This window comes from Bordetella petrii (assembly GCF_017356245.1).
GTDB lineage: Bacteria > Pseudomonadota > Gammaproteobacteria > Burkholderiales > Burkholderiaceae_B > Bordetella_A > Bordetella_A petrii_D.
The window spans coordinates 1,443,817-1,469,050 of the sequence record NZ_JAFMZZ010000001.1 but is presented as its reverse complement, the minus strand read 5'-3'; the positions used below and the strand labels follow the sequence as shown (position 1 = coordinate 1,469,050).

Sequence of the window (25,234 nt, the reverse complement as noted above, 5' to 3'; positions counted from 1 at the left end):
GGCGTGCCGGCGGATAACGATGCTTTGCGAGGGATGGAAACGTGCTCGGGAACGGATGTTGCAAGCTATCGCCGGCGCGTTTGTTGCACTGCACAAACTCCATTTTACGGACCCGCAGCCGGCTGTCAAGCACTTTTGATGCATCGCAACAAACTATGATCCGGGCGCCGCAGGATCGGGGGAAATACCCGGTGACGGACCACCCATTGTTTTCTACACTGACGACCAGCTGATGACACTCCAAGAAAGCTTCGTCAGCCCTAGTGAAAACACCGCCGCGCACCCCGCGGCACAGGAGACCCCATGACATTCATCCCCCGTACGCTTTCGGCATTGCTGGCCGCCGGCGCTCTGTTCGCAGCCGGCGCCGCCCAGGCTGAATACCCGGAACGGGCCATCAATATGGTGGTGCCGTTCTCGGCGGGCGGCCCCACCGACAACGTGGCGCGCTCGCTGGCCGAAGCCATGCGGCCCACCCTGGGCCAGTCCGTAGTGGTCGAAAACAAGACCGGCGCGGGCGGCACCATCGGCAGCTCGTTCGTGGCGCGCGCCGACCCCGACGGCTACACCGTACTGCTGATGCACCTGGGATTCACCACCGCGCCGTCGCTGTACAAGAACCCTGGCTACGATCCCTTCAAGAGCTTCGAGCCGGTGGGCCTGGTGGTCGACGTCCCCATGACCGTCATCGCCCGCGAAGACTTCCCGCCCAACAACATCAAAGAACTGGTCGAGTACGTCAAGGCCAACAAAGACAAGGTTTCGCTGGCCAACGCAGGCATCGGCGCCGCCAGCCACCTGTGCGGCACCATGCTGGTCGACGCCCTGGGGGTCGACCTGCTTACCGTCCCCTACAAGGGCACCGGCCCGGCCATGAACGATCTGCTGGGCAAGCAGGTCGACATGCTGTGCGACCAGACCACCAATACCACCCAGTACATCACCAGCCACAAGGTGAAGGCCTATGCCGTCACCAGCCTGAAGCGCGTGCCCACCCTGCCCGACCTGCCCACCATGGATGAATCGGGCTTCAAGGGCTTCCAAGTGGGCATCTGGCACGGCATGTGGGTACCGAAGGGCACGCCCAAGCCGGTGGTCGACAAGCTGGTCAAGGCCCTGCAGGCCGGCCTGGCCGACCCCAAGTTCAAGGAACGCATGGCGGGCCTGGGCGCGGAAGTGCTGAACGACGAAGCCAACCCGAAGGCGCTCGAAGCCAAGGTCAAGCAGCAAGTGCCGCAATGGGCCGAGCTGTTCAAGAAGGCTGGCGTACCGAAACAATAAAACCAACAACACCGGCCTTCGGGCCCCTGCGACCCCTGGCTTGCCAGGGGTTTTTTATTGGGTGTTGTTCATTGCTGTACCGCGTTGCAGCAATGAAAACAGATGCGGCCAGATCGGGGACGCCGCGGATCCGGCTCCGCCGGTCCGCCAGCGTCGCCCCCCTGGGGGGGAAGCGCGCAGCGCTTCGGGGGGGAACGTTACGTACGCACCGCGTGCGGCGCCAGCCCCTTGCCGGTATGGTTGGCGGTCACCGTGGGCTCGTAGCCCAGGGCTTCGGAAATGTTGCGGGCGGATTCGACCAGCGCCTGGATCCATTCGTCTTGCAGGCGCTCGGACGGCGCCGAGATCGACAGGCCGGCCACCAGCTTGCCGGTGTCGTCGAAAATGCCGGCCGCGATGCAGCGCACGCCCATTTCGAGTTCTTCGTTGTCGCGCGCGTAGCCGTGGCGGCGCACCAGGGCCAGTTCGCGCTCGAGGCGCTCGAGCTCGGTAAGGCTGTTGCGGGTGTGCCCGGCCAGCCCGGTGCGCAGCGCATAGGCCCGCACCTGGCGGCTGTCGATGGTGGACAGGAACAGCTTGCCGGTGGACGTGAGATGCAGCGGCGCCCGCCCGCCGATGGCGCGCACCACCTGCATGCCGGACCGCTCGCTCCAGGCGCGGTCGATGTAGACGATTTCGTCGCCCTGCTGCACCGACAGGTTGATGGTCTGGCCGGTGAGCTTGTGCAGCGAGCGCATGGCCGAAATGGCGGCTTCGCGCACGTTCAGGCGCCCTTTCACCAGCGAGCCGAGCTCGAGCAGGCGCATGCCCAGCTGGTACAGGCCGTTGTCGACGCGCTCGACATAGCGCCCCACGACCAGGTCATTGAGAATGCGGTGCGCCGTGGACGCGTGCAGGCCGGTGGTGGCGGACAGCTCTTTCAGGGTGACCGGGTCGGGGTGGGCAGCCAGGGCGTCGAGCAGGCGCATGGCGCGCTCGATGACCTGGATGGCAATAGGAGACTGGCCCGGGGCATGCTCGCTGTCCGAGCCCGGCACGATGGCTGACATAGTGGAAGTCACGATGATCGATTAGCGCGGGTAACGGGTGCGCCCCCTGGCATCGCGGCGGATGCCGCAGCGCACCATGGGGCCGACTTCCCGTATTGTGAAATCTTGCGGCCGATTTGGCAACCCGGGCCGACCCGGCTTCCCGGGGCGGGCGGGATCAGGGCGCCAGCCGGCCGCCCAGCCGTTGCGCTTCTTGCTGCAGGAAGGCCAGTGCCTGGGCGGCTTCGTCGGGGTCGCCCTTGACGCCCAGTTCGATGTGCGGCGGCCCGCCGGCTTCGCCCACGCTGGGCAGGCTGAAGGCGCGCACCGCGCCCCAGCGCTGCTCGATGGCCTGCATGACCGGCGCGATGCGCGATTCGGGAATGCCGAACACCAGGAACGAATGCTCGACATGCGCCACGTGGTGATGCAGCGAGGCATAGCGGGTATCGAGCGTCCATTCGATCATGGGCCAGGCCATGACCGGGAAGCCGGGCACGAAGGTGTGGTCGTGGATGAAGAAGCCCGGGATGCGGTTATAGGGGTTGGGCACGATCTCGCTGCCGGCGGGGAACATGCCCATCTGCAAGCGGTGCTGGTTTTCGGGGGTGCTCATGTCGGCCGAGCCCTGCCCCTTGGCCACCATCTCGGCCACGCGCAGCGCGATGGCCTGCTCGGCATCGGGATGCAGTTGCAGCGGCACGCCGAGCGCGGCCGCGGCGGCCTGCCGGGTGTGATCGTCGGGCGTGGCGCCGATGCCGCCGCACGACAGCACGATATCGCCGGACGCGAAGCTGCGGCGCAGGGCGGCGGTCAGCGCGGCGCGGTCGTCGGGCAGGATTTCGGCGCGCGCCAGCTGCAGGCCGCGCGCGGCCAGCAGTTCGACGATCTTGGCGAAGTGCTTGTCCTGGCGGCGGCCGGACAGGATTTCATCGCCCACGATGATCAGGCCGATGCGGCGGGAAGAAGAGGCAGCCATGGGGATCCAGATAAGTGGCGGGGTCAGGCTTCGATGACGCGTTCCTGGCGCAGGCGCCGCAGGGCTTCGAGCCCGTAATGGGCATACACCAGGCCCGAATACACGGGCAGGATGATCCAGGCCGGCGGCAGCAGGTTCAACAGGGCGCAGACCAGGCCGATGATCCAGAAACCGGTGTTATGGCGTTCGAGCAGGATGCGCCGCTCGGCCGGGCTGGCGTGCTCGACAATGGCGTCGACGCGCAGCATGCGCGAGAACGCGAAGGCCCACCAGAAAATCGACAGAATCACCGCCATGGGCGGGATCAGCCAGAACGGCAGGGTCAGAACCCAGCCCGCCGCGAAAATCACGCTGACCCAGATAGCGTTCCAGACGCTGTAGGCCGTGGCGTTGCGCCCCTGGCGCGCCACCCCGGCGTACTCGCGCGCGCCGACGTGGCGCAGCACCAGCGGCATGACGAACACGGCGGCGATGGCCAGCCCCAGGATGCCCGATATGGGCAGCAGGATGGCCGCGGCAATGACGGGGATGAAATACAGCTTGATGGAAAACAGGCCGATGCCCACCAGCCAGGCGTCGACGTTGTTGACCACCTGCCATTGCGAGGCCTGCAGGTTCAGCCATTCGGTCAGCGGCGTCCAGAACAGCCACACCAGCAGCAACGCGCCCAGCAGGGCAATGACGAACGGCAGCAGTACCGCGAACAGCATGTTGGGATGGCACTGCGACACCAGCGCGCGCTTGAACGCCTGGGCAACGCCGGCCGCGCCTGCCGCGGCGGCGCGGGCCGGCGTGGGCACCGCGTAATCGGGGCGGGGAGGAATCATGTGGCAAACCCGTCGGAAGACATGCCGGGTATCATAGTCTCAAATACGCTGCGATTTGATGCCATGCCCCTGCTCGTTCCCGGACCCGACACCCCCGCGCTGCGCGCCGCCCTGGCCGAAGGCGGCCCCGACACCTGGCTGGTGGCCTGCTTCTGCGCCGCATGGTGCGATACCTGCGGGCAATACCGCCCGCGGCTGGCGGCCCTGGCCGATGCCCAGCCCGGGCGGGTGTACGCCTGGATCGATATCGAAGACCACCCCGACCTGCTCGGCGACGAAGATGTCGAGAACTTTCCCACGCTGCTGGTGCAGGCGGGGTCGCGCGTGGTGTTCTATGGCCCGATGCTGCCGCATATCGGCCACCTGGAACGGCTGCTGGACAGTCTGGGGCCCGACAGCCCCGCGGTGGCTACCGGCCTGCCCGACGTACCGGCGCTGCTGGCCGGCTAGCGGGCGCGGCGGTTCAGGCTCAGGGCTTGCGGCTGCCGCCCAGCAGCACCGCCACCTGGCGCTTCGACGCGGCCGGGCGCGATTCGGGCTGAGAGTCGGCCTGACCGGCGGTGGGCGCGGCCGGCTCGTAGGGCTTGTAGAAGAAATCGTCCACCGGCTGGCGCGGCGCGCCGTAAGCCTGCGACGGCCCGCGCCGCTCGCGGCCGCGGCCGCGGGGCTCGCGCGTATCGCGCGTGTGGCTGCGCGCCACCAGGTCCTGGGGCACGTCCAGCGTGCCGCGCGGCACCGGCCGCTTGGTCAGCTTTTCGATGTCTTGCAGGTAGCGGGTTTCATCGGCCGTGAACAGCGCGATGGCTTCGCCCGAGGCGCCCGCGCGGCCGGTGCGGCCGATGCGGTGCACGTAGTCTTCGGCGTTGTGCGGCAGGTCGTAATTGATGACGCAGGGCACGCCGGCCACGTCCAGGCCGCGGGCGGCCACGTCGGTGGCCACCAGCACTTCGAGCTCGCCGGCCTTGAAGGCATCCAGCGCCTTCATGCGGTCGGCCTGGCTTTTGTCGCCGTGGATGGATTCGGCCCGCACGCCGTCGCGTTCGAGTTCGCGCGCCAGGCGCGCCGTGCCGATCTTGGTGTTCGAGAACACGATCACCTGCTTCAGCCCGCGCGACTTCACCAGGTGCACCACCGCGGCGCGCTTGGCGTCGCTGGGCATCTGGTAGGCGATCTGGGTGACCGTGTCGGCCGTGGCATTGCGCGCGGCGACTTCGATTTCGACCGGCTGGTTCAGGTAGCTGCGGCCCAGCTTGCGGATTTCGTTGCTGAAGGTGGCCGAGAACAGCAGCCCCTGGCGCTGCGCCGGCAACAGACGGACGATGCGGTCGAGGTCGGGCAGGAAGCCCATGTCGAGCATGCGGTCGGCCTCGTCCAGCACCAGGATGCCCACCTGGCCCAGGTTGACGGTTTTTTGCTCGACGTGGTCGAGCAGGCGCCCCGGCGTGGCGACCAGGATTTCGCAGCCGCGCCGCAGCGCGTCTTTCTGGGGCCCGATATCCACCCCGCCGAACACCACCGCCGAACGCAGCGGCGTGTGCTTGCTGTAGCGCTTGACGCTTTCGTAGACCTGGTCGGCCAGCTCGCGCGTGGGGGTGAGAATGAGCGTGCGCACCGGATGCCGCGCCGGCGATGCGCTGGTATTGGCCAGCGGCATCAGGCGATGCAGGATGGGCAGCGTGAAGGCCGCCGTCTTGCCGGTGCCGGTTTGCGCCGCGCCCATGACATCGCGCCCGGCCATCACCGCCGGCAAGGCCTGGGCCTGGATCGGCGTGGGGGTGGTGTATCCGGTGTCGGCAACCGACTGGAGCAGTTGCGGGTGCAGTCCGAAGTCGGCGAAAGTCGAGGTGGGCGCGTCGGTGCTGGGGGCTGCGGATGTATTGGAGTCAGTCATCAGGATGGGCAGATGCCGGGGGCCATGAAAAAGAACAAAACGAGTATGCTGCCAAGCCCGGATTGCTGTGGATAACTTTATTTTAGCGCAGCCGGCCCGGACGCCTAGCCGGCCAGCCAGCGCAGCGTCCACAGCACCAGCATGCCCGCCACGATGACCAGCACCGCGCTGCGGGTGCGCAGGAACACCACCACCGCCACCGTGGCCGCCACCAGGCGGTAATCGAACGCCGGCCCCGCCCCGGCTTTCCAGGGCAGCAGGTCGGGCACGATGATGGCGGTCAGGGCCGCCGCCGGCGCATAGCGCAGGGCGCGGCGCACGCCGTCGGGCAGCGGCACGTAGTCGCCGAACAGCATGAAACCCGCCCGGGTCAGCACGCTGCACAGCGCCAGCAGCAGAATGGCGGAATAGACGTAGATTTCCGAAGGCCAGAAGCTCATGGGCGGGCCGCCTTGTGGAAATAGCGTTCGGCGGCGATGCCGGCCAGGATGCCGACGATCACGGCGGCCGCCAGACCCAGCCGCAGGGGCAGCAGCTGGCCGACCCAGGCGGTCAGCCCCGCGGCCAGCATGGACACCAGCATGGGCCTGGAATTGGCCAGCGGCACGGTAATGGCCAGCAGCGCCAGCACCGCGGCGAAATCGAGCGACCAGGCGGTGGGCACCAGCGTGCCCAGGTAGATGCCGGCAATCGACGAGGTCTGCCAGACCACCCAGCCCGGGGCGATGGTGCCCAGGAAATACCAAAGCTGCTCGCGCGTGCCCCGCTCGGCGGCGTCGCCGAAGCGCGGCATGAACAGCACGAAGCCCATGTCGGTGGTGAAATACCCCAGCCCCAGGCGGCGCGGCCACGACAAATGGCGGAAATACGGATGCAGGGCGGCGCCGAAGATGATGAAGCGCAGGTTGACCACGCTGCCGGCCATGAAGATCAACCACAGCGGGGCGCCGCTGGCGATCAGCGGCAGCGAGGTCAGCTGGGCCGACCCGGCGTACAGCAGCAGGGTCATGGCCAGGGCCATGGACTCGGTCAGGCCCGACTTGACCATGGCCACCCCGGTGACCAGGCCCCAGGTGCCGGTGGCGATCAGGGCCGGCATCAGGGCATGCACGCCCTGGCGGAACGCATCGATGCGTTCCTGGCGCGCCAGGCGGGCATCTTCGGGCATGGCGGCAGAGTCAGCGGGCACCTGGCGCCCCCTGGCAAATGGAACTGGACGGCATGGAATTCATCAAAGAAGGCACATACATGCACGCCAGCTCGTCCGGCGCGGCGCCAGTCCGGGGCGCCGCCCGCGGCCCTGGCGCTGAAACGCGGCATTGTACCCTTGCTGCTTGATACAATAGGCGCCTCTTTCAAGGGGGGAATACCATGTCGATGGCGGACCGTGACGGTTTCATCTGGTACGACGGCAAGCTCGTGCCATGGCGCGACGCCACCACGCACGTGCTGACCCACTCCCTGCATTACGGCCTGTCGGTGTTCGAAGGTGTGCGCGCCTACAAAACCGACGCCGGCACCGCCATCTTCCGCCTGCAGGACCACACCCGGCGGCTGTGCAATTCGGCGCACATCTATCAAATCCCCATGCCGTTCGACCCCGACACGCTCAACGCCGCCCAGTGCGAGGTCGTGCGGGCCAACCAGCTCGAATCCTGCTATCTGCGCCCGCTGGTGTTCTACGGCTCGGAAAAAATGGGCGTGTCGCCCAAGGGCGCCAAGGTGCACGTGGCCATCGCGGCCTGGCCCTGGGGCGCCTACCTGGGCGAAGAAGCCCTGGCGCAGGGCATCCGCGTGAAGGTGTCGTCGTACGCGCGCCAGCACGTCAATGTCACCATGCCGCGCGCCAAGGTGGCCACCACCTACGCCAATTCCATCATCGCCAATGCCGAAGCCCTGCAAGACGGCTACGACGAAGCCCTGCTGCTCGACACCGAAGGCTTCGTGGCCGAAGGCGCGGGCGAGAACGTCTTCATCGTCAAAGACGGCGTGCTGTGCGAACCCGAGATCGCCTCGGCCCTGACCGGCATCACGCGTTCCACCGTGCACGCGCTGGCCGCCGACCTGGGCATACCCGTGGTTACCAAGCGCCTGACGCGCGACGACATCTACATCGCCGACGAAGCCTTTTTCACGGGCACCGCCGCCGAGGTCACCCCCATCCGCGAAGTCGACAACCGCAAGATCGGCGCGGGCCGGCGCGGGCCGGTCACCGAAAAACTGCAAACGGCGTTCTTCGACCTGGTCAGCGGGCGCAACACCAAGTATGCGCACTGGCTCACCCCGGTCTGATCCGCCGCTTTCTTCCACCCTACGCTTTTTCCAGGAAACCCCATGACCGCCGCCGCCCCTGCCGCCGCGCCCACGCACGAAACCATCGAAATCGGCGCCGAAGACCTGCCCGTGTACTGCCCCGGCCCCAAGGCGCCCCTCTGGAGCATGCACCCGCGCGTGTTCCTCGACATCACCCATTCCGGTTCGGCGCGCTGCGCCTACTGCGGCGCCGAATACCGCCTGAAGCCCGGCACCGTCGTCCACGGCCACTGACCGCCCCATGTTCGCCACGCCTGAAGAAGCCGAGCAAGCGTTCTACGAAGCGCTCGAGCAAGCCGATACCGTCCGCCTGATGCAGATCTGGGCCGACGACGAGGAAGTCGTCTGCATCCATCCGGGCGGGCTGCGCGCGGTCGGCCATACGGCCGTGCAGGAATCCTGGCAACAGACGCTGGCGGCGGGGCCGCTGCACATCCGGCCGCTGCGCCCGCTGGTCATGCAAAGCATGATGTGCTCGGTGCACACGCTGGTCGAACAGGTGGCCGTGCGCACGCGCGGCAGCACGCAGTACGCCAACTGCTATGCCACCAACATCTATCACAAGGGGCCGACCGGGTGGCGCATGGTCGCGCACCACGCATCGCCGGCGCCCGCCGATGCCGGGGTACTCGACCTGCACGACATGCCCGACCGGCTGCACTGATCCGGGTGCATCGCTTGGCCTCCGCCCGACTCGATACCTCGCCCTGTCCCGTTCCCGCCTGGCTGCCCGGTTGCCATAGCCAGACGATCTATGCCGCCTTCGTGGCCCAGCATCATCACATCGCGTTCGTGCGCCAGCGCGTGGACACGCCCGATACCGATTTCATCGACATCGACTGGACCGGGCCGGGGCTGTTTCCGCACAAGCGCGCCGACGGGCATCCCATCGACAGCGCCGCCCCCGTGGTCGCCGGCAAGACCGCCGCCGCCCGCTGGATCACCGACGCCGACTGGCCATCGCTGCCGCAAACCCCCGATACGCCCGCGCTGCTGTTGCTGCACGGGCTGGAAGGCGGCAGCACCAGCCGCTATGCGCAGTCCATCGCCCATCATTTCCGGGCGCGCGGCTGGATCGTGGCGGTGGCGCACTTTCGCGGCTGCTCGGGCACGCCCAACCGGCTGGCGCGCGCCTATTATTCGGGCGACTCCACCGAAGTGGGCTTCATGCTCGACACCGTGCGCGCCCGCATCCCGCACGCGCGCTGGCACGCCGTGGGCGTATCGCTGGGCGGCAACGCGCTGCTCAAGTACCTGGGCGAGCAAGGCGGCAATGTATCGTGGCTGGCGGCGTGCGCCGGGGTATCTGTGCCGCTGGACCTGGTGGCCGGCGGCACGACCCTGTCGCGCGGGTTCATCAACCGCCGCCTGTACAGCGCGCATTTCCTGAAAACCATGAAGCACAAGGTGCTGGAAAAGGCGCGGCGCTTCCCGGGCGCCATCGATGTCATGCGCATCGCCCACGCGCGCGACCTGCGCGACTTCGACGATGCCTACACGGCCCCGATGCATGGTTTTCGCAATGCGCTCGACTACTGGACCCGCGCGTCGAGCAAGCCGTGGCTGACCAGCATCGCCGTGCCCACGCTGGTGCTGAACGCGCGCAACGACCCTTTCCTGCCCGAAAGCGCCCTGCCCACGCCGCGCGAATGCTCGGGCCACGTGCTGCTGCACCAGCCGGCCGAAGGCGGACACGCCGGCTTTCCCACCGGCCCGTTCCCGGCCCACCTGGGCTGGCTGCCGCAGCGCCTGGGACGTTTCTTCGAAACCGGACAATAAGGCCAGCGACCATCTCAATAGAACGGTGTCAGGCACCTGCGGAGCCTGACACCTGGCCCGACCCGGCCCGCCACGCAGGCCGCCTATCCCTTGAAGCGTTCCAGCAGGTCGCGTTCGGCGGCCAGTTTGTCTTTCACTTCGCGGATCTGCACGTCGATCTGCGATTGTTCGTAGAAATCCTTGGACAGGCCGCGCGCCTGCTGCAGCTGGGATTCGGCGGCCGCGTAGGCGCCGGTCAGCACGTAATAGCGGGCCATGTCGCGGCGCGCCTGCACCGGCTGCCCGTTGTGCTCTTCGCTTTGCGCCAGCATCTGGTACAGGCCGGGCTCGTCGTCGCCCCACTGCTTGATGCGGTCGCGCAGGTAGGCCTGCGCGTCGGCGTGGCGGCCGACGCCCTGCAGGGCCTGGGCATAGGCAATGCCCAGGGCGCGCTGCTGCGGCCAGCGCTTGATGGCGGCCGAGGCCAGCGACAGCGCCTGGGCGCTGTCTTTGCGGGCGGCCGCCAGGTCGATGCCCAGCCGCGCCAGCTGCGGGCTGCTGTGCCCGGCGCTGGCCTGGTCGAGATAGCGCTGGGCTTCGTCCAGGCTGTTGCGCTGGAAGGCCTGCAGCGCCAGTCCATAGTAGGCCGCCGACTGGCGCACGCCGGTAAGCGTGCGCGCCTCGTCCTGCAATTGCTGCCCGGACGTGCGCAGGCTGACCGCGTCGCGCCCCTGGATGACGCGCATTTTGGCCCGTATGTACCAGAAGTCGTCGCTGTCGGCGTGGCGCTCGGCCGGCAGGCTGCGGGCGCGGTTCTGGATATCCGACATCCGCTCGATCGACAGGGGGTGGGTGCTGGCCCATGCGCCGCCGCCCATGCCTTCGTTCAGGCGCGAGGCGTTCATCAGGCGCGAAAACATGCGCACCATGCCGTTGGGGTCGTAGCCGGCCCGGGTCAGCATCTGGAACCCGGCGCGGTCGGCTTCGCGCTCGGCATCGCGCGAGAAGCCCAGTTGCCGGTTGATGGCGGCGGCCTGGCCGAAGGCCGCCACCCCCATGGCCAGGTTGCCGCTCCCGCCCGCCAGCGCCGCCAGCAGGGCGGCCGCCATGCTGGCCATCATGACCACGCTGTTCTGGCTTTGCTGGGTCATGCCACGGGCAATGTGGCGCTGCACGACGTGGCCGATTTCGTGGGCCAGCACCGAGGCCAGCTCGGATTCGCTGGTGGACGAGACGATCAGGCCGCTGTTGACCCCGATGAAGCCCCCGGGCATGGCAAAGGCGTTGATTTCGGGGTCCCGCACCCCGAACATCTCGACATCGGGTACCGTGCCGGGCGAATAGGCGGCCAGCTTGCGCCCCATGGTGGTCAGGTACTGGGTAAGTTCGGGATCATTGATGTAGGTGGGGTCGCGCCTGCCCTGGGCCATGATAGCCTCGCCCAGCTGGCGTTCCAGCGCGGGCGACAAGTCGGCCGACGAGGCCGCGCCCATCGAGGGCAGGCCCACGGGCTGGGCCAGGGCCGGCGCAACGGGCAGGGCCAGGGCCAGGCTCAGGGCGCCGGCCAGCCCGCGCTGCACAATGGGATACCTGAATATCGTATGCCTGCGGTTCATGGCAATATGATAGCGACCGCCGGCAAAAGTTTGCCGGTTCGATCAATTTTCCACCAGAGGTCCTCATGCGCCCAATCCGCAAAGCCGTTTTTCCTGTCGCAGGAATGGGCACCCGTTTTCTGCCTGCCACCAAGGCCATGCCCAAGGAAATGCTGCCGGTGGTCGACAAGCCCCTGATCCAGTACGCCGTGGAAGAGGCCGTGGCGGCCGGCATCACCGATCTGATCTTCGTTACCGGGCGCAACAAGCGCGCCATCGAAGACCACTTCGACTCCGCCCCCGAACTGGAAGCCGACCTGGAAAGCAAGGGCAAGCATGAGCTGCTGGCCATGGTGCGCGGCATTCTGCCGGCGCATGTCAATTGCCTGTACATCCGCCAGGCGGCGCCGCTGGGGCTGGGCCATGCCGTGCTGACGGCCGCCCCCGCGGTCGGCAGCGAACCCTTCGCCGTACTGCTGGCCGACGACCTGATCGACGCCGACACCCCGGTGCTGAAACAGCTTATCGACGCCTCGTACGCCCAAGACGCCAGCGTGCTGGGCGTGCAGGACGTGCCCCGCGAAGACACGCGCAAATACGGCATCGTGGCGGCGCGCCCGATCAACGACCGCACCGCCCGCATCACGCACATTGTTGAAAAGCCGGCGCCCGAAGAGGCCCCGTCCACCCTGGCGGTGGTGGGCCGCTACGTGCTCGAACCCGAGATCTTCGACCACCTGCGCGCCACGCAGATCGGGGCCGGCAATGAAATCCAGCTGACCGACGGCATTGCCGCCCTGATGGGCGCGCGGCCGGTGTTTGCGCACCGCTATGCGGGGCAGCGCTACGACTGCGGCAGCAAGGCGGGCATGTTCCAGGCCACCGTGGCCCTGGGCCGCAAGTACCACGGGCTGGTGGCGTAGGCCGCCGCGGCGTTCAGGGGCTGGCCACGGCCTGCCCCGCCTTGGCGGCGCGTTCGCGTTCGCGCGCGCTGGCCCGCGCCTGGCGGTCTTCGGGCCGCAGGCGGCCCTTGCCAGACAGGCGCATCAGGGTGCCCAGCGCCACCAGCAAACCGAAGACTTCCACCATGGCGGCGGGAATCCACATGGTCAGGCCGCCGATGGTCTGGTCGGTTTGCGCCGACATGGCAATGGCGCGGCCGCAGAGCTCGAACAGCGGGTAGATGTCGGATTCGGTGAAGGCGATGACGGCGCCGGCCACCATCTGCGGGGCCATGGTGAGAATGGGCGACAGCACCCGGCCGCCGGGGCTCATGGCGGCCGGCGGGCTGGGCCGCCGGTCGAGAATCAGGTTCCAGTACATGAAACCGCTGATCACCACCGACCAGTTCATCAGCCGGTACAGGCGCCAGTCGAGCATGGAATAGAACTGCACCGACGGGATCAGCCAGACCAGCACCAGGAACACGAACAGGGTCGGCACCAGGTATTTATTGGTCAGCACGCCCACCAGGGCGCGCCCGCCGCCGGTGCGCAGGAAATCGCGCAGCCGCACCCGCCAGGCCATGGGCAGGCCGGCGCGCATCACCGAACCCGGGAACGCGGCCATGACCAGCAGCGGCCCCAAGTGATGCAGCACCAGGTGCTGGATGCGGTGGATGAAGAACATGCGCTCGGCGTAGTAGTCGAGCCGGGTATGCAGCGACAGGTACAGCAGCACCATGCCGGCCCAGAACAAGAACTGGCGCGCGCCATTGACCCGGTGCACGCGCTGGCCGCGCAAGAACAGCGCAATGGCCGCCAGGAAGGCAGCCACCAGGGTCGGGGAGAATTCCCACGGGACGAGCCAACCGAGCCGATCCATGCCGAAAATCCGGAAAATCTGACGAAATGCGGGCCGCGGGCCCGGGATGGCATTGTAGTAGAGCCGCGCCAGGATGGCGCGGCGGGTAGTCAGGCGCGGGCCGACGTGCCGAAATGCAGGTGGCGCACGGCCGGGTTGGCGCGCAAGCGCCGTGCCTGCGACATGAGCTCGGGCCGCAGCTCGGGCGGGCAATTGACGGTAATGCAGGCAGAGGCGAAATCGGCATCGCGGCCGGAATCGATCTGGAACTGCGCCACGTCGAGGCCGGCGGCCCCGAAATCCAGGCATATCTGCTTGCGGACGGCGCCCAGGGCGTCGCGCGGACACTCGATGGTCAGGCGCGATGTGCCCGGACGGCGGTTGAGCGCGCCGCGGTCCACCCCGGCGCGGCGCATGAACAGGTCGAATAAACGCATGGCAACCTCCCTGAAGCAGGGGAGCGCTGCTGCGAATGCGCGCGCGCCTTCCCGGCAGCAAGCGGCGGCGCAAGACAGGCGCGCACCGACGCGGGCTGCGAAGGCACAGCTACGGTTCTGGCGGTTTGGCGGGACGATGGCAGCAAAGAACTTGCCGCCGCATACCGCACCCTGCACTGGCAGGATGCGGCAGATGGAGTTTCTGCGTGGATCCTGTCAGGCAGCGACGTCGATGCAAGATCGACTACTGTCGCCGGAATCGGTATTCACAGAGCAACTCCGTATGATGTAAACATGTTGATTTTACGTGATTTTTTGACCGACAACAAGGGTTTTCCCGGTTTTGTCGCCAGATACGCGACACGCCAGCCTCAGCGCGCGAAGTGCCAGCCCAGGTACAGGGCGAACAGGCCGTAGAAGCCGCCCACCGTCGACAGCACCGGCACGCTCATGCCGGCGCGGCGGAAGCGCAGCCACAGCAGCGAGATCGACAGCAGCGTGAACAGGCCGGCTGCCACCAGGGGGCCGTCGAGCAGCCAGGGCGTCATGAAAATGCCCAGCGCGCTGGGGATGGTGGCCTGGATCATCATGGCGCCGGAAATATTGGCCAATGCCAGACGCTCTTTGCCCTGGCGCACCCAGATCAGGGCGTTCATGATCTCGGGCAGCTCGGTGGCCACCGGCGCCAGCAGCAGCGCCGCGATATGGGGCGAGGCGCCCATGGCGATGCCCAGCAGCTCGATCTGGCGCACGAACACGTGCGAGGCGCCGGCGATCACCGCCAGCGCCAGCGCCGTCTGGATACAGGCCCACGCCATCGACGGGTTGTCGTCGCGCGGGCGCAGCTTCAGGGGCTCGAGCTCGTCGCAGTCCAGGCATTCTTCATCGTTGGACAGCTCGCGCTTGACGTACAGCCCGTAGACACCCAGGAACAGCAGGCCCAGCCAGGGCTTCCAGGCGAAGGCCAGCAGCCCCAGGCCGACCTTGACCACGAATACGCCCATGAACCACGCCTGGTCGCGCGCCAGCCGCTTCTGGTCGGCATTGATGCGGGCGGCGCTGCGCCCGCCGCGCCACAGCGCCAGCCCTACCACCGCGTAGGCCAGGGTGGCCAGCACCAGCGGCCCGCCCATGGCGGCGCCCACGCCGATGTCTTTCTGTTCAGGGGTGGTGCCGAACACCACCGCCATGAAGGTAACCGCGCTTTCGGGCAGCGCCGTGCCGAAAGCGGCCAGCACGGTGCCGACGGCGGTGGCGCCCAGCTTCAGGCGATGGCCGACCCATTCGATGCCGTTGACGAAGTATTCGCAGGCAAAGTAGATGACCAGCGCGGACAGGAAGAACAGGAACAGGGTGAGCAGCATGACGCATAGCCGGACGAGCAGATACCCATGGCGCGACGATGCGGCTCGCCCGGCTGGCGTGAACGCATCGCGGCCAAAGGTCTCGCCTGGCTGGCCCGGAGCGGCGGGCAATGCCGCCGCGCGGGAACCGTCAGCGCCATGGGGTGCAAGACCACCAAGTTTGTTGACGCTGACTCCTTTGGGGATTCAAAGGATGGCTACTCCCCAATGACAGTGGCCCGGATTGTAGCAGGCGCAAAGCCCCCCCGCCAGGACGCTGCCAAGGTAAAGTAGGCCTGTTGCCGCCCCCCGGAAAGCCCGCCCCGCCATGAGCCTGCCCGCCACCGACATTGCCCCCTTCGCCGACCGGCGCCGCCGCGTGCTCGACCACCTGCGCGCGGCCGGCGGCGGCATCGCCGTGCTGGCCACCGCACCGCATGCGGTGCGCAACCGCGATACCGAATACCCGTACCGCCACGACAGCGATTTCTACTACCTGACCGGCTTTACCGAGCCCGAGGCCTGGCTGGTGCTGGTGGCGGGCGCCTTCGACCGGGCCATTCTGTTCTGCCGCGCCCGGCATCCCGAACAGGAAATATGGGAAGGCTACCGGTGCGGGCCCGAGGCCGCGCTCGAACGCTACGGCATGGACGATGCGCACGCCATCGACGAACTCGACGAACTGATGCCCGCCCTGCTGCTGGACCAGCCGGTGCTGTACCGTTCGTTCGCGGCGGCCGGGCCGGTCGAGCGCAAGCTGCGCCGCTGGCAGGCCGAAGCCGAGCAGCAAGGCCGCGGCCGGCGCCAGCCGCCGGCGCGCGTGCACGACCTGCGGCCGCTGCTGGCCGGCATGCGGCTGGTAAAAGACGCCAGCGAAATCGCCGCCATGCGCCAGGCCGCGCGCATTTCGGCCGGCGCCCATGCGCGCGCCATGCGGGCCGCGCGCGCCGGGCAGCGCGAATACGAGCTGGAAGCCGAGCTGCTGTATGAATTCCGCCGCCATGGCGCGCAGGCGCCGGCGTATCCCAGCATCGTGGCGGCCGGCGCCAATGCCTGCGTGCTGCACTATGCCGCCGGCGACACGGTGCTGCGCGACGGCGAGCTGGTGCTGATCGACGCGGGTTGCGAAGTCGACAGCTACGCGTCGGACATCACCCGCACGTTTCCGGTCAATGGCCATTTCAGCGGGCCGCAGCGCGCGCTGTACGACCTGACCGCGGCCGCGCAGGCCGCCGCTGTCGCCGCGACGGCGCCGGGCCGCAGCTGGAACGACGCCCACGAAGCCGCGGTGCGCGTGCTGGCGCAGGGCATGCTCGACGAGGGCCTGCTGCAGGGATCGCTGGACGGCGTGATCGAGTCAGGCGCCTATACCCGCTACTACATGCACCGCACCGGGCACTGGCTGGGGCTGGACGTGCACGACGCGGGCGACTACCGCGGCGGCGCGGGCACGGGCGAAGACCGGCCGTGGCGCAACCTGGAGCCGGGCATGGTGCTGACCATCGAGCCCGGCATTTATGTGCGCGCCGCCGATGACGTGCCCAGCCGGTTCCACGACATCGGCATCCGCATCGAAGACGACGCGCTGATCACCCAGGAAGGCTGCGAGCTGATCACCCGCGGCGTGCCGGTGGACGCGCGCGAAATCGAGGCCCTGATGCGCGAATGACAGCGGCTAGAACACGTAGCCGTCGAGCCAGCCCATGGCCGTCCAGGTGTACACCACCACCATCGCGATGGCGAACATGCCGGCTATCGCCCCCACCAGCGTTCCCATCAGCGCCACCAGCACCGGCCCCCAGCCGGTATGCGTGATGCGCCCGTGGACGGGGTTGTAAAGGCGGTCGAATTTTTCGTCCGGCATCAGGCTGAACACCACGCCTTCAATGAAGCCGTCGATCATGGGAATGAACACCACGAAGAACGCGGGGTTGTCGTACCACACCGGAAACTGCGATGCCGCGGCCAGGCACAGCACGGCCGCCAGCGTGACCAGCCAGGCGTAGCGGCGGCCCAGGTACCACCAATGCGCCCCCAGCCATCCCAGCAGGCAGGCCAGCAGGCCCAGCACGAGCTTGTTGCGCGGGCGGGTGGCGGAAGCGGGCAAAGTGGACGAGGCTGGCGGCATGGGAAGGCAAGGGACGGGAATGTCGGCGATTGTAGTGGACGGTAGAATTTCGGCATGACTCAGCCTGCTTACGATATCGCCATCCTGGGCGCCGGCCCGGTCGGCCGCGTGCTGGCGCTGCTGCTGGCCCGCCATGCCGCGCGGCCGGAGCGCATCGCGCTGCTGGCCGGGGCCGCGCCGGCGCCGGGGGCGGCCGCGCCGTCCGCCGATCCGCGCGTGCTGGCGCTGAACCACGGCAGCCGCGTGCTGCTTGAATCGCTGCAGGCCTGGCCCGGGCGCGCCGCCGACATCCGCACCGTGCATGTGTCGCAGCGCGGCCGGCTGGGCAGCACGCTGATCCAGTGCGGCGATTTCCAGGTGCCGCGGCTGGGCAGCACCGTGTCGTATGCCGAATTGCACGCCGCGCTGCACGAGCACGTGCAGGCCAGCGGCGTGACCGTGCTGCACGGGCCGCCGGCCCGGGTGCAGGGCCAGGATGGCCAGGGCGTCACCGTCCGGCAGGGCGAAGCCGAATTGCGCTGCGGCGTCGCGGTGCTGTCCGATGGCAGCGGCGGCAACGACCTGCGCCGCGAGTACGGCCAGCATGCCGTCATCACCAGCGCGCAGGCCGCCCTGCCCCGGCCGGGCTGGGCCTGGGAACGCTTCACCAACCAGGGCCCGCTGGCGCTGCTGCCGCATCCGCACCAGGCGCAGGCCTATTCCGTGGTGTGGTGCAGCGCGCCGGCGCGCGCCGCCGAACTGGCGCAGCTGGACAACACCGCCTTCTCGGAAGCGCTGAGCACCGCGTTCGGCACCCGACTGGGGCGCTTGTCCAGCCAGGCGCCGCGGCACGTTTTCCCGCTGGCCCTCAACGCCCGGCGCACGCTCACCCAGGGCCGCCTGGCGGCCATCGGCAACGCCGCGCAAACCCTGCATCCCGTGGCCGGCCAGGGCCTGAACCTGGGGCTGCGCGACGCGGCCCGCCTGGCCCAGGGGCTGGCCGACTGGCTGGCCAGCCCCGCGGCCAGCCCGGCCGCCGCGCTGGCCGCCTTCGCCCAGGCGCGCCGCGCCGACCGCTGGATTACCGCCGGCCTGACCGACCTGATGCCGCGCGCGTTCGCCACCGGCCTGGCGCCGGTCGAGCATGCCTGCGGGCTGGGGCTGCTGGCCCTGGACCTGGCGGCGCCGCTGCGCGCGCCGCTGGCGCGCCACCTGCTGCAGGGGCTGCGCAACTAGACCGCGCGCGCCGCCAGTCAATATGGGGCCACATGAAGGCGGGTAAAATCCGCCCATGCGCATCGGCCCCTGGACCCTTCCCAACAACGTGCTGGTCGCCCCCATGGCGGGGGTGACCGACCGGCCTTTCCGCCAGCTGTGCAAGCGGCTGGGGGCCGGGCACGCGGTGTCCGAAATGGCGGCCAGCAACCCGCGCCTGTGGGACAGCGTCAAGACCTCGCGCCGCCTGAACCACGACGGCGAAATCGCCCCGGTGGCAGTGCAGATCGCCGGGGCCGACCCGGCCATGATGGCCGAGGCCGCCGCCTTCAATGCCGCCCGGGGCGCGCGCATCATCGACATCAACATGGGTTGCCCGGTGAAAAAGGTGTGCAACCTGGCGTCGGGCTCGGCCCTGCTGCGCGACGAAGACCTGGTCGCGCGCATTCTCGACGCCGTGGTGGCCGCCTGCGTCCCGCTGGGCGTGCCCGTTACCCTGAAAACCCGCACCGGCTGGGACCCCGAACACCGCAACGCGCTGCGCGTGGCGCGCCGGGCGCAAGAAGCCGGCATCGCCGCCCTGGCCCTGCATGGCCGCACCCGCGCCGACCTGTACGCGGGCACGGCCGAATACGACACCATCCGGGCAGTCAAGGCCGAGCTGTCCATCCCGGTCATCGCCAACGGCGACATCGACAGCCCCAGCAAGGCGCGCCGCGTCCTGGATTACACTGGCGCCGATGCGGTCATGATCGGCCGGGCGGCCCAGGGCCGGCCCTGGATCTTCCGCGAAATCGACCACTACCTGCGCACGGGCGACACGCTGGCGCCCCCTTCCCACGAAGAAATGCGCGATCTGCTGCTCGAGCACCTGGACGACCATTACCGCTTTTACGGCGAGCACACCGGCGTGCGCTCGGCGCGCAAGCACATCGGCTGGTACATCGACGGCCTGCCGGGCGCGGATGCGTTCCGCGACCGCATGAACCTCATCGACAACACCCGCGACCAGTGGCGGGCGGTGTCCGAATGGTTCAATGAACTCATGCGCGGCGGCCCGGCATCCCCGGCCACCGTCGCGCAGCCCCTGCTGGCGGCGTGATCCGCCACCCACCTCCAACTATAAAATCTGTACACATGAGCAAGAAAGATGTCCTGGAAGACTGCGTGCGCGCCAGCCTGGAGCGCTATTTCGAAGACCTGGGTGAATCCGAGCCCCACGACATGTGGGACATGGTGATGCGGTGCGTCGAGCGCCCGGTGCTCGAAGTCGCCCTGCAACGCTCCGGCGGCAACCAGTCGCGCGCATCTGAAATGCTGGGCATCACACGCAACACCCTGCGCAAGAAACTCCAGGCGCACAACATCCAGCCCTGAGCGCGCCCCGCGCTTCCGACCGCTTTCCTTCATCTCAGCCGTCCCAACATGAAAATCGAAACTGCCCTGCTCTCGGTGTCCGACAAGACCGGCATCGTCGAATTCGCCCGCGCGCTGGCCGCGCGCGGCGTGCGCCTGCTGTCCACCGGCGGCACCGCCCGCCTGCTGGCCGACGCCGGCCTGGACGTGACCGAAGTCGCCGCCCACACGGGCTCGCCCGAGATTCTCGACGGCCGCGTCAAGACGCTGCACCCCAAGATCCACGGCGGCCTGCTGGCGCGCCGCGACAGCGCCGAGCACATGGACACCATCGCGCGGCACGGCATCGACCGCATCGACATGCTGGTGGTGAACCTGTACCCGTTTCGCGAAACCATCGCCCGCGCGGACTGCTCGTTTGCCGACGCGGTCGAGAACATCGACATCGGCGGCCCGGCGATGCTGCGCGCCGCGGCCAAGAACCACGGCACCGATGCCGGCGGCGTGACGGTGGTGATCGACCCCGCCGACTATTCCCGCGTGCTGTCCGAAATGGACCAGGGCGGGGCCACCTCGTACGCGCTGCGCCTGGCGCTGGCCACCAAGGCCTACGCCCACACGGCCGCCTACGACGGCGCCATCGCCAGCTACCTGACCAGCCTGGCCGAGCCGGCCCCGGCGCAGGATGCCGCGCCCGCGCGCCACGACTGGCCGGGCACGCTGACGCTGCAGGTGCACCAGGCACAGGCCCTGCGCTACGGCGAAAACCCGCACCAGCGGGCCGCGTTTTATGTCGACGCGCAGCGTCCCGCCGGCCTGCTGGGCAATTACCGCCAGCTGCAGGGCAAGGAACTGTCGTACAACAACATCGCCGACGCCGACGCCGCCTGGGAGTGCGTGCGCAGCTTCGACACGCCGGCCTGCGTCATCGTCAAGCACGCCAACCCCTGCGGAGTGGCCGTGGCGCAAGACACGCTGCACGCCTACCAGCAGGCCTTCAAGACCGACCCCACTTCGGCCTTCGGCGGCATCATCGCCTTCAACCGCCCGGTCGACGCGGCCACCGCCGAAGCGGTCAGCGGCCAGTTCCTGGAAGTGCTGCTGGCGCCGGGCTACGATGGCGCCGCGCTGGCCGTCCTGGCGGCCAAGAAGAATGTGCGGGTGCTGGAAATCCCGGCCGGCACGGGCCACAACGAATTCGACATCAAGCGCGTGGGCGGCGGCTGGCTGGTGCAGACGCCGGATTCGTACAGCGTGCCGCGCGACGCGCTGAAGGTCGTGACCAAGCGCCAGCCCACCGACCAGGAAATGAACGACCTGGCCTTTGCCTGGAAAGTGGCCAAGTACGTCAAGTCCAACGCCATTGTGTTCGCCGGCGGCGGCATGACGCTGGGCGTGGGCGCCGGCCAGATGAGCCGTGTCGACTCGGCCCGCATCGCCTCCATCAAGGCCGAGAACGCCGGGCTGACATTGCAGGGCTCGGCCGTGGCGTCGGATGCGTTCTTCCCGTTCCGCGACGGCCTGGACGTGGTGGTGGCGGCCGGCGCCACCTGCGTGATCCAGCCCGGCGGCAGCATGCGCGATGAGGAAGTCATCGCCGCGGCCGACGAGCACGGCATCGCCATGGTGCTGACCGGCACCCGCCACTTCCGCCACTGATGCGCGTTCTCGGCATCGACCCAGGCCTGCGCCGCACCGGTTTCGGTGTGATCGATGCCGAAGGCATGCGGCTGCGCTATGTGGCCAGCGGCACCATCGTGGTGCCGCCGGCGCTGGCGCTGCCGGAACGCCTGAAAGTCATCCTGGACAATCTGCGCCAGGTGGCGCGCGACACCCGCCCCGACGTAGCCGCGCTGGAAATCGTCTTCCTGAACACCAATCCGGCCTCGACCCTGCTGCTGGGCCAGGCGCGCGGCGCGGCGCTGTGCGCGCTGGCCGACAGCCAGCTGGCGGTGCACGAATACACCGCGCTGCAAATCAAGAAAGCCGTGGTGGGCACCGGCCGCGCGGCCAAAGAGCAAGTACAGATGATGGTGCAGCGCCTGCTGTCGCTGGACGGCATGCCGGCGCCCGACTCGGCCGACGCGCTGGCCTGCGCCATCTGCCATGCGCATGTCGGGCCGCTGCAGGCCCGGCTGGGCAACCTGTCGGCCGCCGCCGGCCTGGGCAGCGGGGCGCGCCTGCGCGGCGGCCGCCTGGTCGGCTGACCCCCTCGGCGCGGCACAGCGTTTAGAATGCCGGCAGGCGCGCGCGGCGCGCCCTTCCCTTACTTGTCGGCACCCGCACCATGATCGGACGCATCACCGGAACCCTGATCGAGAAACTGCCGCCCACCATCTGCGTGGACGTCAATGGCCTGGGCTATGACATCGAGGTGCCCATGAGCACCTTGTATGCGCTGCCCGAACTCGGCGCGCGGGTCACCCTGCATACCCACCTGACGGTGCGCGAAGACGCGCACATTCTGTACGGCTTCGCCACCGCCGCCGAACGCGGCGCTTTCCGCGAGCTGATCAAGGTCAGCGGCATCGGCGCGCGCACCGCGCTGGCGGTGCTGTCGGGCCTGTCGGTGGGCGACCTGGCGCAGGCCATCACGCTGCAAGAGTCGGGCCGCCTGACGCGCGTGCCCGGCATCGGCAAGAAAACCGCCGAGCGCCTGCTGCTGGAAATGCGCGGCAAACTGGGCGCCGACATCGGCGCCAGCGCGCACGCGGTGCCCGACAGCCAGGCAGACATCCTGAACGCGCTGCTGGCCCTGGGGTATTCGGACAAGGAATCCCAGGCTGCGCTGAAGAAGCTGCCGGAGGGCACGGACGTGTCCGAGGGAATCCGGCTGGCATTGAAGGCGCTCGTACGGTGATGGAGACGGCTGTGCGGGGGACTTTGTCTGCTGCGTGGGGATGTGCTTTCTTTTGACGCCTGGCCGTGGGGCGGGGCTGCCGCGGGCTTCACGGTGCCGTCCGGGCGCCCCGCGCGCCCGGGTTCGGCCCCGAGGCGCCCCCGGCAGCCCCGCCCCACGGCCAGACTGCGATAAAGATTGATGACCCGACGCGGGGACGGGGTTCGTTCTTGCACGTTGTAGGAAGGGCCGTCCTTGAAGAGGAAAAGCGTGCAGGGCCGGTTATTTCAGCCGCCCTGCGCGGCTGAAATAACCATTCGGGCATTAGCTGTTGAAGGCCGTGCTTGCTTCACGCTGCGCACATACATCCAACACCCTAGGCATGCTGCCCACGGATGCTCCAAACGGCCGCGCTGGGCGGCCGTTTGGAGCGGCCCCGCAAGATTTTTTTCTTTTCCAAGTCGCGCCCCAAAAAGGCCAAGCACTCCGCTCGTTCCAGCAGCGCGGCGATTTGACATCATTGGAGCTTGCGGCCGGTGCGGGGCACGGCCGGGGCGCCTCGGGGCCGGGCCCGGGCGCGCNACGTGGGTACGATTGGTCACGTTGACCACGGCAAAACGACGTTGACGGCGGCGATCACGACCGTGCTGTCGAACAAGTTTGGCGGTGAGGCCCGTGGCTACGACCAGATTGACGCGGCGCCGGANGATGTGTCCCAGTTCACCGACGCCACGGCCTGGTCTGCCGTCTGCCCTGTCAGCGCTTTCTGTCCCGCTTCGTCACGGATCTCGATCGCGCCGTCGCTGATGGCGCTTTGCGTGGTCGAACTGGCGTCGCCATTGGCCGCGGCCACTACCGGCATGCCCAGGCCCAGCCCCCCGCCGGTGCTGGGCACCGAGGTGCCGTGCTCCTTGGTGGCTCCGCCCGCGACTTCGTTGTCCTTGGTGGTGCCCAGGTCGTTGCCGCCACCGCCGAAATTCACGCCCCCGCCGACGGCTACCTGGCTGGCGCTGTAGTCGGCCCGGTTCTCGATGTCTCGCACTACCAGCGTGCCGGTCGACAAGCTGTTCAGCGCGTCGGCCACCGCCTGCTGGCTGCTGGCGATCACGCCGCCCGCCAGCGTGGTGTTGTCGCCCACCCTCACCTGGAACCCGCCGTCGCCGGCCCACAGGCCGGCCTGCTGGGTCACCGAGTCGTACTCGCTGTGCATCTCGCCCGCGCCGGCGTTGGCCGATACCGACCCGCCCCTCAGTCGCCGCAGCCCATCCCCTCTACAGAGTTAGATTATTCTTGAATGCCTTTGATCTTCCATTCTTGTCGAGCCTGATTCAGGCTAAGAGCATTCGCTCCACCTGAATAATCATGATCCGCCGATTGCACGGGATCATCCTCCCAATTGCAGATAGGGCATATCTCGTATTCGCCATACTGCGAAAGCACTAATGATTCACAGCATGGGCATGGCAGTAAATTAGTCATTGCTTATTCCAATAGTTCACCCCATCGGTTGGACGGAACATCGTCCTAGGCGCTCCGTCCGAAGCCTTCACCGCAAATATGTTTGATGCCGGATCATAGAGCAACATATCCCCATTTGCTCGCGTCTTTGTAAGAACATTAGTCGGTGGATTGCTAACAAAATTCTGTGCGCCTTCTATATATTGAGAAGCGTTCGAATACTCCGGAAATTCAGACCCGTGTTTCGTCCAATGAGCGAGTGCGTTTTCGGGGGACGTTAGCTTTTTGGTTGCAGACCAGTCGCCAATCAAGGCATTGCCTTTGCTGTCGACTACGATTGCCTTGCCGGATGTAGTATGTGCACCCGCCAGCGCCTCAGCCTTCGCCGCCGCAGCCTCCGCCTTGATCGCAGCGCCAACCGCTATCCCCACCCCAATCGGTACCGGCGCCCCGGCCTCCTGATAGAACGCCTGCTGCCACGCATGGTAACTGGCCCGCTCGTCATTCCAGTTCAGCTCGATCAGGCTGTCAATGACCGCGTATTCCTCGGCCGTCCACCCGAAACCCTCCAGCATCTCCAGCGCCTTCGAGCCCGCCTGGTTCTCCGTCAACTGCGCATTGCATGCCGCTTCGCCATCGGCCTTGCATCCATAAAGCCCGGCCCCGCCTCGCGCTACGCTCAGTTGCTCGTATTTCTCCTTCACTTCCCCCCGGCACGCCTCGGCATCCGCCGCTACCCGGCATTGCGCCAGCGCGCCCATCATGCCCTTGACTTCACTCGCGGTCAGATAATTGTTCTCGGTCTCGGTCCGCGCGCTCACCATCGCCGTGACCGCATCGGCGCCCGCCCCCAAGGCAACCGCCCCCACCAGGCCAGAAATCAGATTCGCGTGCGCTTCCTTCTGCTCGCCGGACAGATTGTCGGAACTCGTCCGCGCAAGCAGCGAATTCAATATCGAACTCGCGCCCGCGCCCAGCGCCCCGGAGGCGCAATCCGCACCACC

At 68.0% G+C, this 25,234-nt stretch carries 28 protein-coding genes, 1 pseudogene and 1 riboswitch; of the genes and pseudogenes, 16 read left to right on the top strand and 13 right to left on the bottom strand.

Annotated features, from left to right (window positions below; translation table 11 throughout):
- The first annotated feature begins 303 nt into the window (after positions 1 to 303).
- Positions 304 to 1,281, top strand: coding sequence for a tripartite tricarboxylate transporter substrate binding protein BugD (locus tag J2P76_RS07140; protein ID WP_207405675.1), 978 nt, complete (start codon positions 304 to 306; stop codon positions 1,279 to 1,281).
- A 197-nt stretch (positions 1,282 to 1,478) separates the two neighbouring features.
- Here the strand turns inward: J2P76_RS07140 and J2P76_RS07135 are convergent, their stop codons facing one another.
- From J2P76_RS07135 to J2P76_RS07125, 3 genes are all read right to left on the bottom strand, one after another.
- On the bottom strand, positions 1,479 to 2,330 hold the full coding sequence (locus J2P76_RS07135) for an IclR family transcriptional regulator (RefSeq protein ID WP_207405673.1): 852 nt from the start codon (positions 2,328 to 2,330) through the stop codon (positions 1,479 to 1,481).
- Positions 2,331 to 2,487: 157 nt separating this feature from the next.
- Positions 2,488 to 3,288, bottom strand: a complete 801-nt coding sequence (locus J2P76_RS07130) for a competence/damage-inducible protein A (RefSeq protein WP_207405671.1) — start codon at positions 3,286 to 3,288, stop codon at positions 2,488 to 2,490.
- Positions 3,289 to 3,311: 23 nt separating this feature from the next.
- Complete coding sequence (locus J2P76_RS07125; protein WP_207405668.1) at positions 3,312 to 4,115, bottom strand: EI24 domain-containing protein; 804 nt, start codon at positions 4,113 to 4,115, stop codon at positions 3,312 to 3,314.
- A 63-nt stretch (positions 4,116 to 4,178) separates the two neighbouring features.
- Between J2P76_RS07125 and J2P76_RS07120 the strand changes: the two genes are divergently transcribed.
- Complete coding sequence (locus J2P76_RS07120) at positions 4,179 to 4,565, top strand: thioredoxin family protein (protein ID WP_207405666.1); 387 nt, start codon at positions 4,179 to 4,181, stop codon at positions 4,563 to 4,565.
- Between the two features lie 19 nt (positions 4,566 to 4,584).
- On the opposite strand, the gene J2P76_RS07115 is transcribed toward J2P76_RS07120, so the two are convergent.
- From J2P76_RS07115 to J2P76_RS07105, 3 genes are all read right to left on the bottom strand, one after another.
- Complete coding sequence (locus tag J2P76_RS07115) at positions 4,585 to 6,006, bottom strand: DEAD/DEAH box helicase (RefSeq protein ID WP_207405664.1); 1,422 nt, start codon at positions 6,004 to 6,006, stop codon at positions 4,585 to 4,587.
- A gap of 104 nt (positions 6,007 to 6,110) precedes the next feature.
- The gene (locus tag J2P76_RS07110; protein WP_207405662.1) at positions 6,111 to 6,446 is read right to left on the bottom strand and encodes an AzlD domain-containing protein; all 336 of its coding nucleotides are present in this window, start codon (positions 6,444 to 6,446) and stop codon (positions 6,111 to 6,113) included.
- Positions 6,443 to 7,174, bottom strand: coding sequence for an AzlC family ABC transporter permease (locus J2P76_RS07105; protein ID WP_207409146.1), 732 nt, complete (start codon positions 7,172 to 7,174; stop codon positions 6,443 to 6,445). The genes J2P76_RS07110 and J2P76_RS07105 overlap by 4 nt, the downstream gene beginning before the upstream one ends.
- 203 nt (positions 7,175 to 7,377) lie before the next feature.
- Here J2P76_RS07105 and J2P76_RS07100 point away from each other — a divergent pair, with 203 nt between their 5' ends.
- The 4 genes from J2P76_RS07100 to J2P76_RS07085 are packed head-to-tail and all read left to right on the top strand — an operon-like array spanning position 7,378 to position 10,098.
- Positions 7,378 to 8,298 (top strand): branched-chain amino acid transaminase, encoded by a 921-nt coding sequence (locus tag J2P76_RS07100; RefSeq protein ID WP_207405660.1) that lies wholly within the window; start codon positions 7,378 to 7,380, stop codon positions 8,296 to 8,298.
- Between the two features lie 42 nt (positions 8,299 to 8,340).
- Positions 8,341 to 8,553: a zinc-finger domain-containing protein gene (locus J2P76_RS07095; RefSeq protein WP_207405659.1), complete on the top strand. Its 213-nt coding sequence runs from the start codon at positions 8,341 to 8,343 to the stop codon at positions 8,551 to 8,553.
- Between the two features lie 7 nt (positions 8,554 to 8,560).
- Positions 8,561 to 8,983 (top strand): YybH family protein, encoded by a 423-nt coding sequence (locus J2P76_RS07090; RefSeq protein WP_207405657.1) that lies wholly within the window; start codon positions 8,561 to 8,563, stop codon positions 8,981 to 8,983.
- Between the two features lie 14 nt (positions 8,984 to 8,997).
- A complete protein-coding gene (locus tag J2P76_RS07085) occupies positions 8,998 to 10,098 on the top strand; it encodes a YheT family hydrolase (RefSeq protein ID WP_207405655.1) in 1,101 nt (366 codons plus the stop codon).
- A gap of 83 nt (positions 10,099 to 10,181) precedes the next feature.
- Here the strand turns inward: J2P76_RS07085 and J2P76_RS07080 are convergent, their stop codons facing one another.
- On the bottom strand, positions 10,182 to 11,693 hold the full coding sequence (locus J2P76_RS07080; RefSeq protein ID WP_207405653.1) for a M48 family metalloprotease: 1,512 nt from the start codon (positions 11,691 to 11,693) through the stop codon (positions 10,182 to 10,184).
- Between the two features lie 65 nt (positions 11,694 to 11,758).
- On the opposite strand from J2P76_RS07080, the gene galU reads away from it, so the two are divergent.
- Positions 11,759 to 12,595 (top strand): UTP--glucose-1-phosphate uridylyltransferase GalU, encoded by an 837-nt coding sequence (gene galU / locus J2P76_RS07075; protein ID WP_207405651.1) that lies wholly within the window; start codon positions 11,759 to 11,761, stop codon positions 12,593 to 12,595.
- A 13-nt stretch (positions 12,596 to 12,608) separates the two neighbouring features.
- Here galU and J2P76_RS07070 read toward each other — a convergent pair whose 3' ends face one another.
- From J2P76_RS07070 to J2P76_RS07060, 3 genes are all read right to left on the bottom strand, one after another.
- Positions 12,609 to 13,505 carry a cytochrome c oxidase assembly protein gene (locus J2P76_RS07070; protein ID WP_207409145.1) on the bottom strand — a complete coding sequence of 299 codons (897 nt, stop codon included), beginning with the start codon at positions 13,503 to 13,505 and terminating at the stop codon, positions 12,609 to 12,611.
- An 80-nt stretch (positions 13,506 to 13,585) separates the two neighbouring features.
- Positions 13,586 to 13,912, bottom strand: coding sequence for a hypothetical protein (locus J2P76_RS07065; protein ID WP_207405649.1), 327 nt, complete (start codon positions 13,910 to 13,912; stop codon positions 13,586 to 13,588).
- A 371-nt stretch (positions 13,913 to 14,283) separates the two neighbouring features.
- Complete coding sequence (locus tag J2P76_RS07060; RefSeq protein ID WP_207405647.1) at positions 14,284 to 15,276, bottom strand: sodium:calcium antiporter; 993 nt, start codon at positions 15,274 to 15,276, stop codon at positions 14,284 to 14,286.
- Positions 15,277 to 15,354: 78 nt separating this feature from the next.
- Positions 15,355 to 15,494, bottom strand: a riboswitch (yybP-ykoY riboswitch).
- An 89-nt stretch (positions 15,495 to 15,583) separates the two neighbouring features.
- Between J2P76_RS07060 and J2P76_RS07055 the strand changes: the two genes are divergently transcribed.
- Positions 15,584 to 16,924, top strand: coding sequence for an aminopeptidase P N-terminal domain-containing protein (locus J2P76_RS07055; protein WP_207405645.1), 1,341 nt, complete (start codon positions 15,584 to 15,586; stop codon positions 16,922 to 16,924).
- A gap of 6 nt (positions 16,925 to 16,930) precedes the next feature.
- Here the strand turns inward: J2P76_RS07055 and J2P76_RS07050 are convergent, their stop codons facing one another.
- On the bottom strand, positions 16,931 to 17,383 hold the full coding sequence (locus J2P76_RS07050; protein ID WP_207405643.1) for an NINE protein: 453 nt from the start codon (positions 17,381 to 17,383) through the stop codon (positions 16,931 to 16,933).
- Between the two features lie 54 nt (positions 17,384 to 17,437).
- Here J2P76_RS07050 and J2P76_RS07045 point away from each other — a divergent pair, with 54 nt between their 5' ends.
- The 8 genes and pseudogenes from J2P76_RS07045 (at position 17,438) to J2P76_RS07010 (ending at position 24,055) form a co-directional block, all read left to right on the top strand.
- Positions 17,438 to 18,598 (top strand): UbiH/UbiF/VisC/COQ6 family ubiquinone biosynthesis hydroxylase, encoded by a 1,161-nt coding sequence (locus tag J2P76_RS07045; protein WP_207405641.1) that lies wholly within the window; start codon positions 17,438 to 17,440, stop codon positions 18,596 to 18,598.
- Positions 18,599 to 18,653: 55 nt separating this feature from the next.
- Positions 18,654 to 19,679, top strand: coding sequence for a tRNA dihydrouridine synthase DusB (dusB, locus tag J2P76_RS07040; protein WP_207405639.1), 1,026 nt, complete (start codon positions 18,654 to 18,656; stop codon positions 19,677 to 19,679).
- Positions 19,680 to 19,714: 35 nt separating this feature from the next.
- Positions 19,715 to 19,954 carry a helix-turn-helix domain-containing protein gene (locus tag J2P76_RS07035; protein ID WP_012247919.1) on the top strand — a complete coding sequence of 80 codons (240 nt, stop codon included), beginning with the start codon at positions 19,715 to 19,717 and terminating at the stop codon, positions 19,952 to 19,954.
- Positions 19,955 to 20,002: 48 nt separating this feature from the next.
- Positions 20,003 to 21,592, top strand: coding sequence for a bifunctional phosphoribosylaminoimidazolecarboxamide formyltransferase/IMP cyclohydrolase (purH, locus tag J2P76_RS07030; protein WP_207405619.1), 1,590 nt, complete (start codon positions 20,003 to 20,005; stop codon positions 21,590 to 21,592).
- Positions 21,592 to 22,140: a crossover junction endodeoxyribonuclease RuvC gene (ruvC, locus tag J2P76_RS07025; RefSeq protein ID WP_207405617.1), complete on the top strand. Its 549-nt coding sequence runs from the start codon at positions 21,592 to 21,594 to the stop codon at positions 22,138 to 22,140. Before purH ends, ruvC begins: the two co-directional genes overlap by 1 nt.
- Before the next feature lie 80 nt (positions 22,141 to 22,220).
- Positions 22,221 to 22,793 carry a Holliday junction branch migration protein RuvA gene (ruvA, locus tag J2P76_RS07020; protein ID WP_207405615.1) on the top strand — a complete coding sequence of 191 codons (573 nt, stop codon included), beginning with the start codon at positions 22,221 to 22,223 and terminating at the stop codon, positions 22,791 to 22,793.
- A gap of 563 nt (positions 22,794 to 23,356) precedes the next feature.
- Positions 23,357 to 23,482, top strand: a pseudogene (locus J2P76_RS07015) (GTP-binding protein); the annotation flags it as partial.
- 321 nt (positions 23,483 to 23,803) lie between these two features.
- Complete coding sequence (locus tag J2P76_RS07010) at positions 23,804 to 24,055, top strand: hypothetical protein (protein WP_207405613.1); 252 nt, start codon at positions 23,804 to 23,806, stop codon at positions 24,053 to 24,055.
- Between the two features lies 1 nt (position 24,056).
- On the opposite strand, the gene J2P76_RS07005 is transcribed toward J2P76_RS07010, so the two are convergent.
- Both J2P76_RS07005 and J2P76_RS07000 read right to left on the bottom strand, forming a co-directional pair.
- Positions 24,057 to 24,251, bottom strand: a complete 195-nt coding sequence (locus J2P76_RS07005; RefSeq protein WP_207405611.1) for a CPCC family cysteine-rich protein — start codon at positions 24,249 to 24,251, stop codon at positions 24,057 to 24,059.
- Positions 24,248 to 25,183, bottom strand: coding sequence for a VENN motif pre-toxin domain-containing protein (locus J2P76_RS07000; RefSeq protein WP_207405609.1), 936 nt, complete (start codon positions 25,181 to 25,183; stop codon positions 24,248 to 24,250). Before J2P76_RS07000 ends, J2P76_RS07005 begins: the two co-directional genes overlap by 4 nt.
- Positions 25,184 to 25,234: the final 51 nt, after the last annotated feature.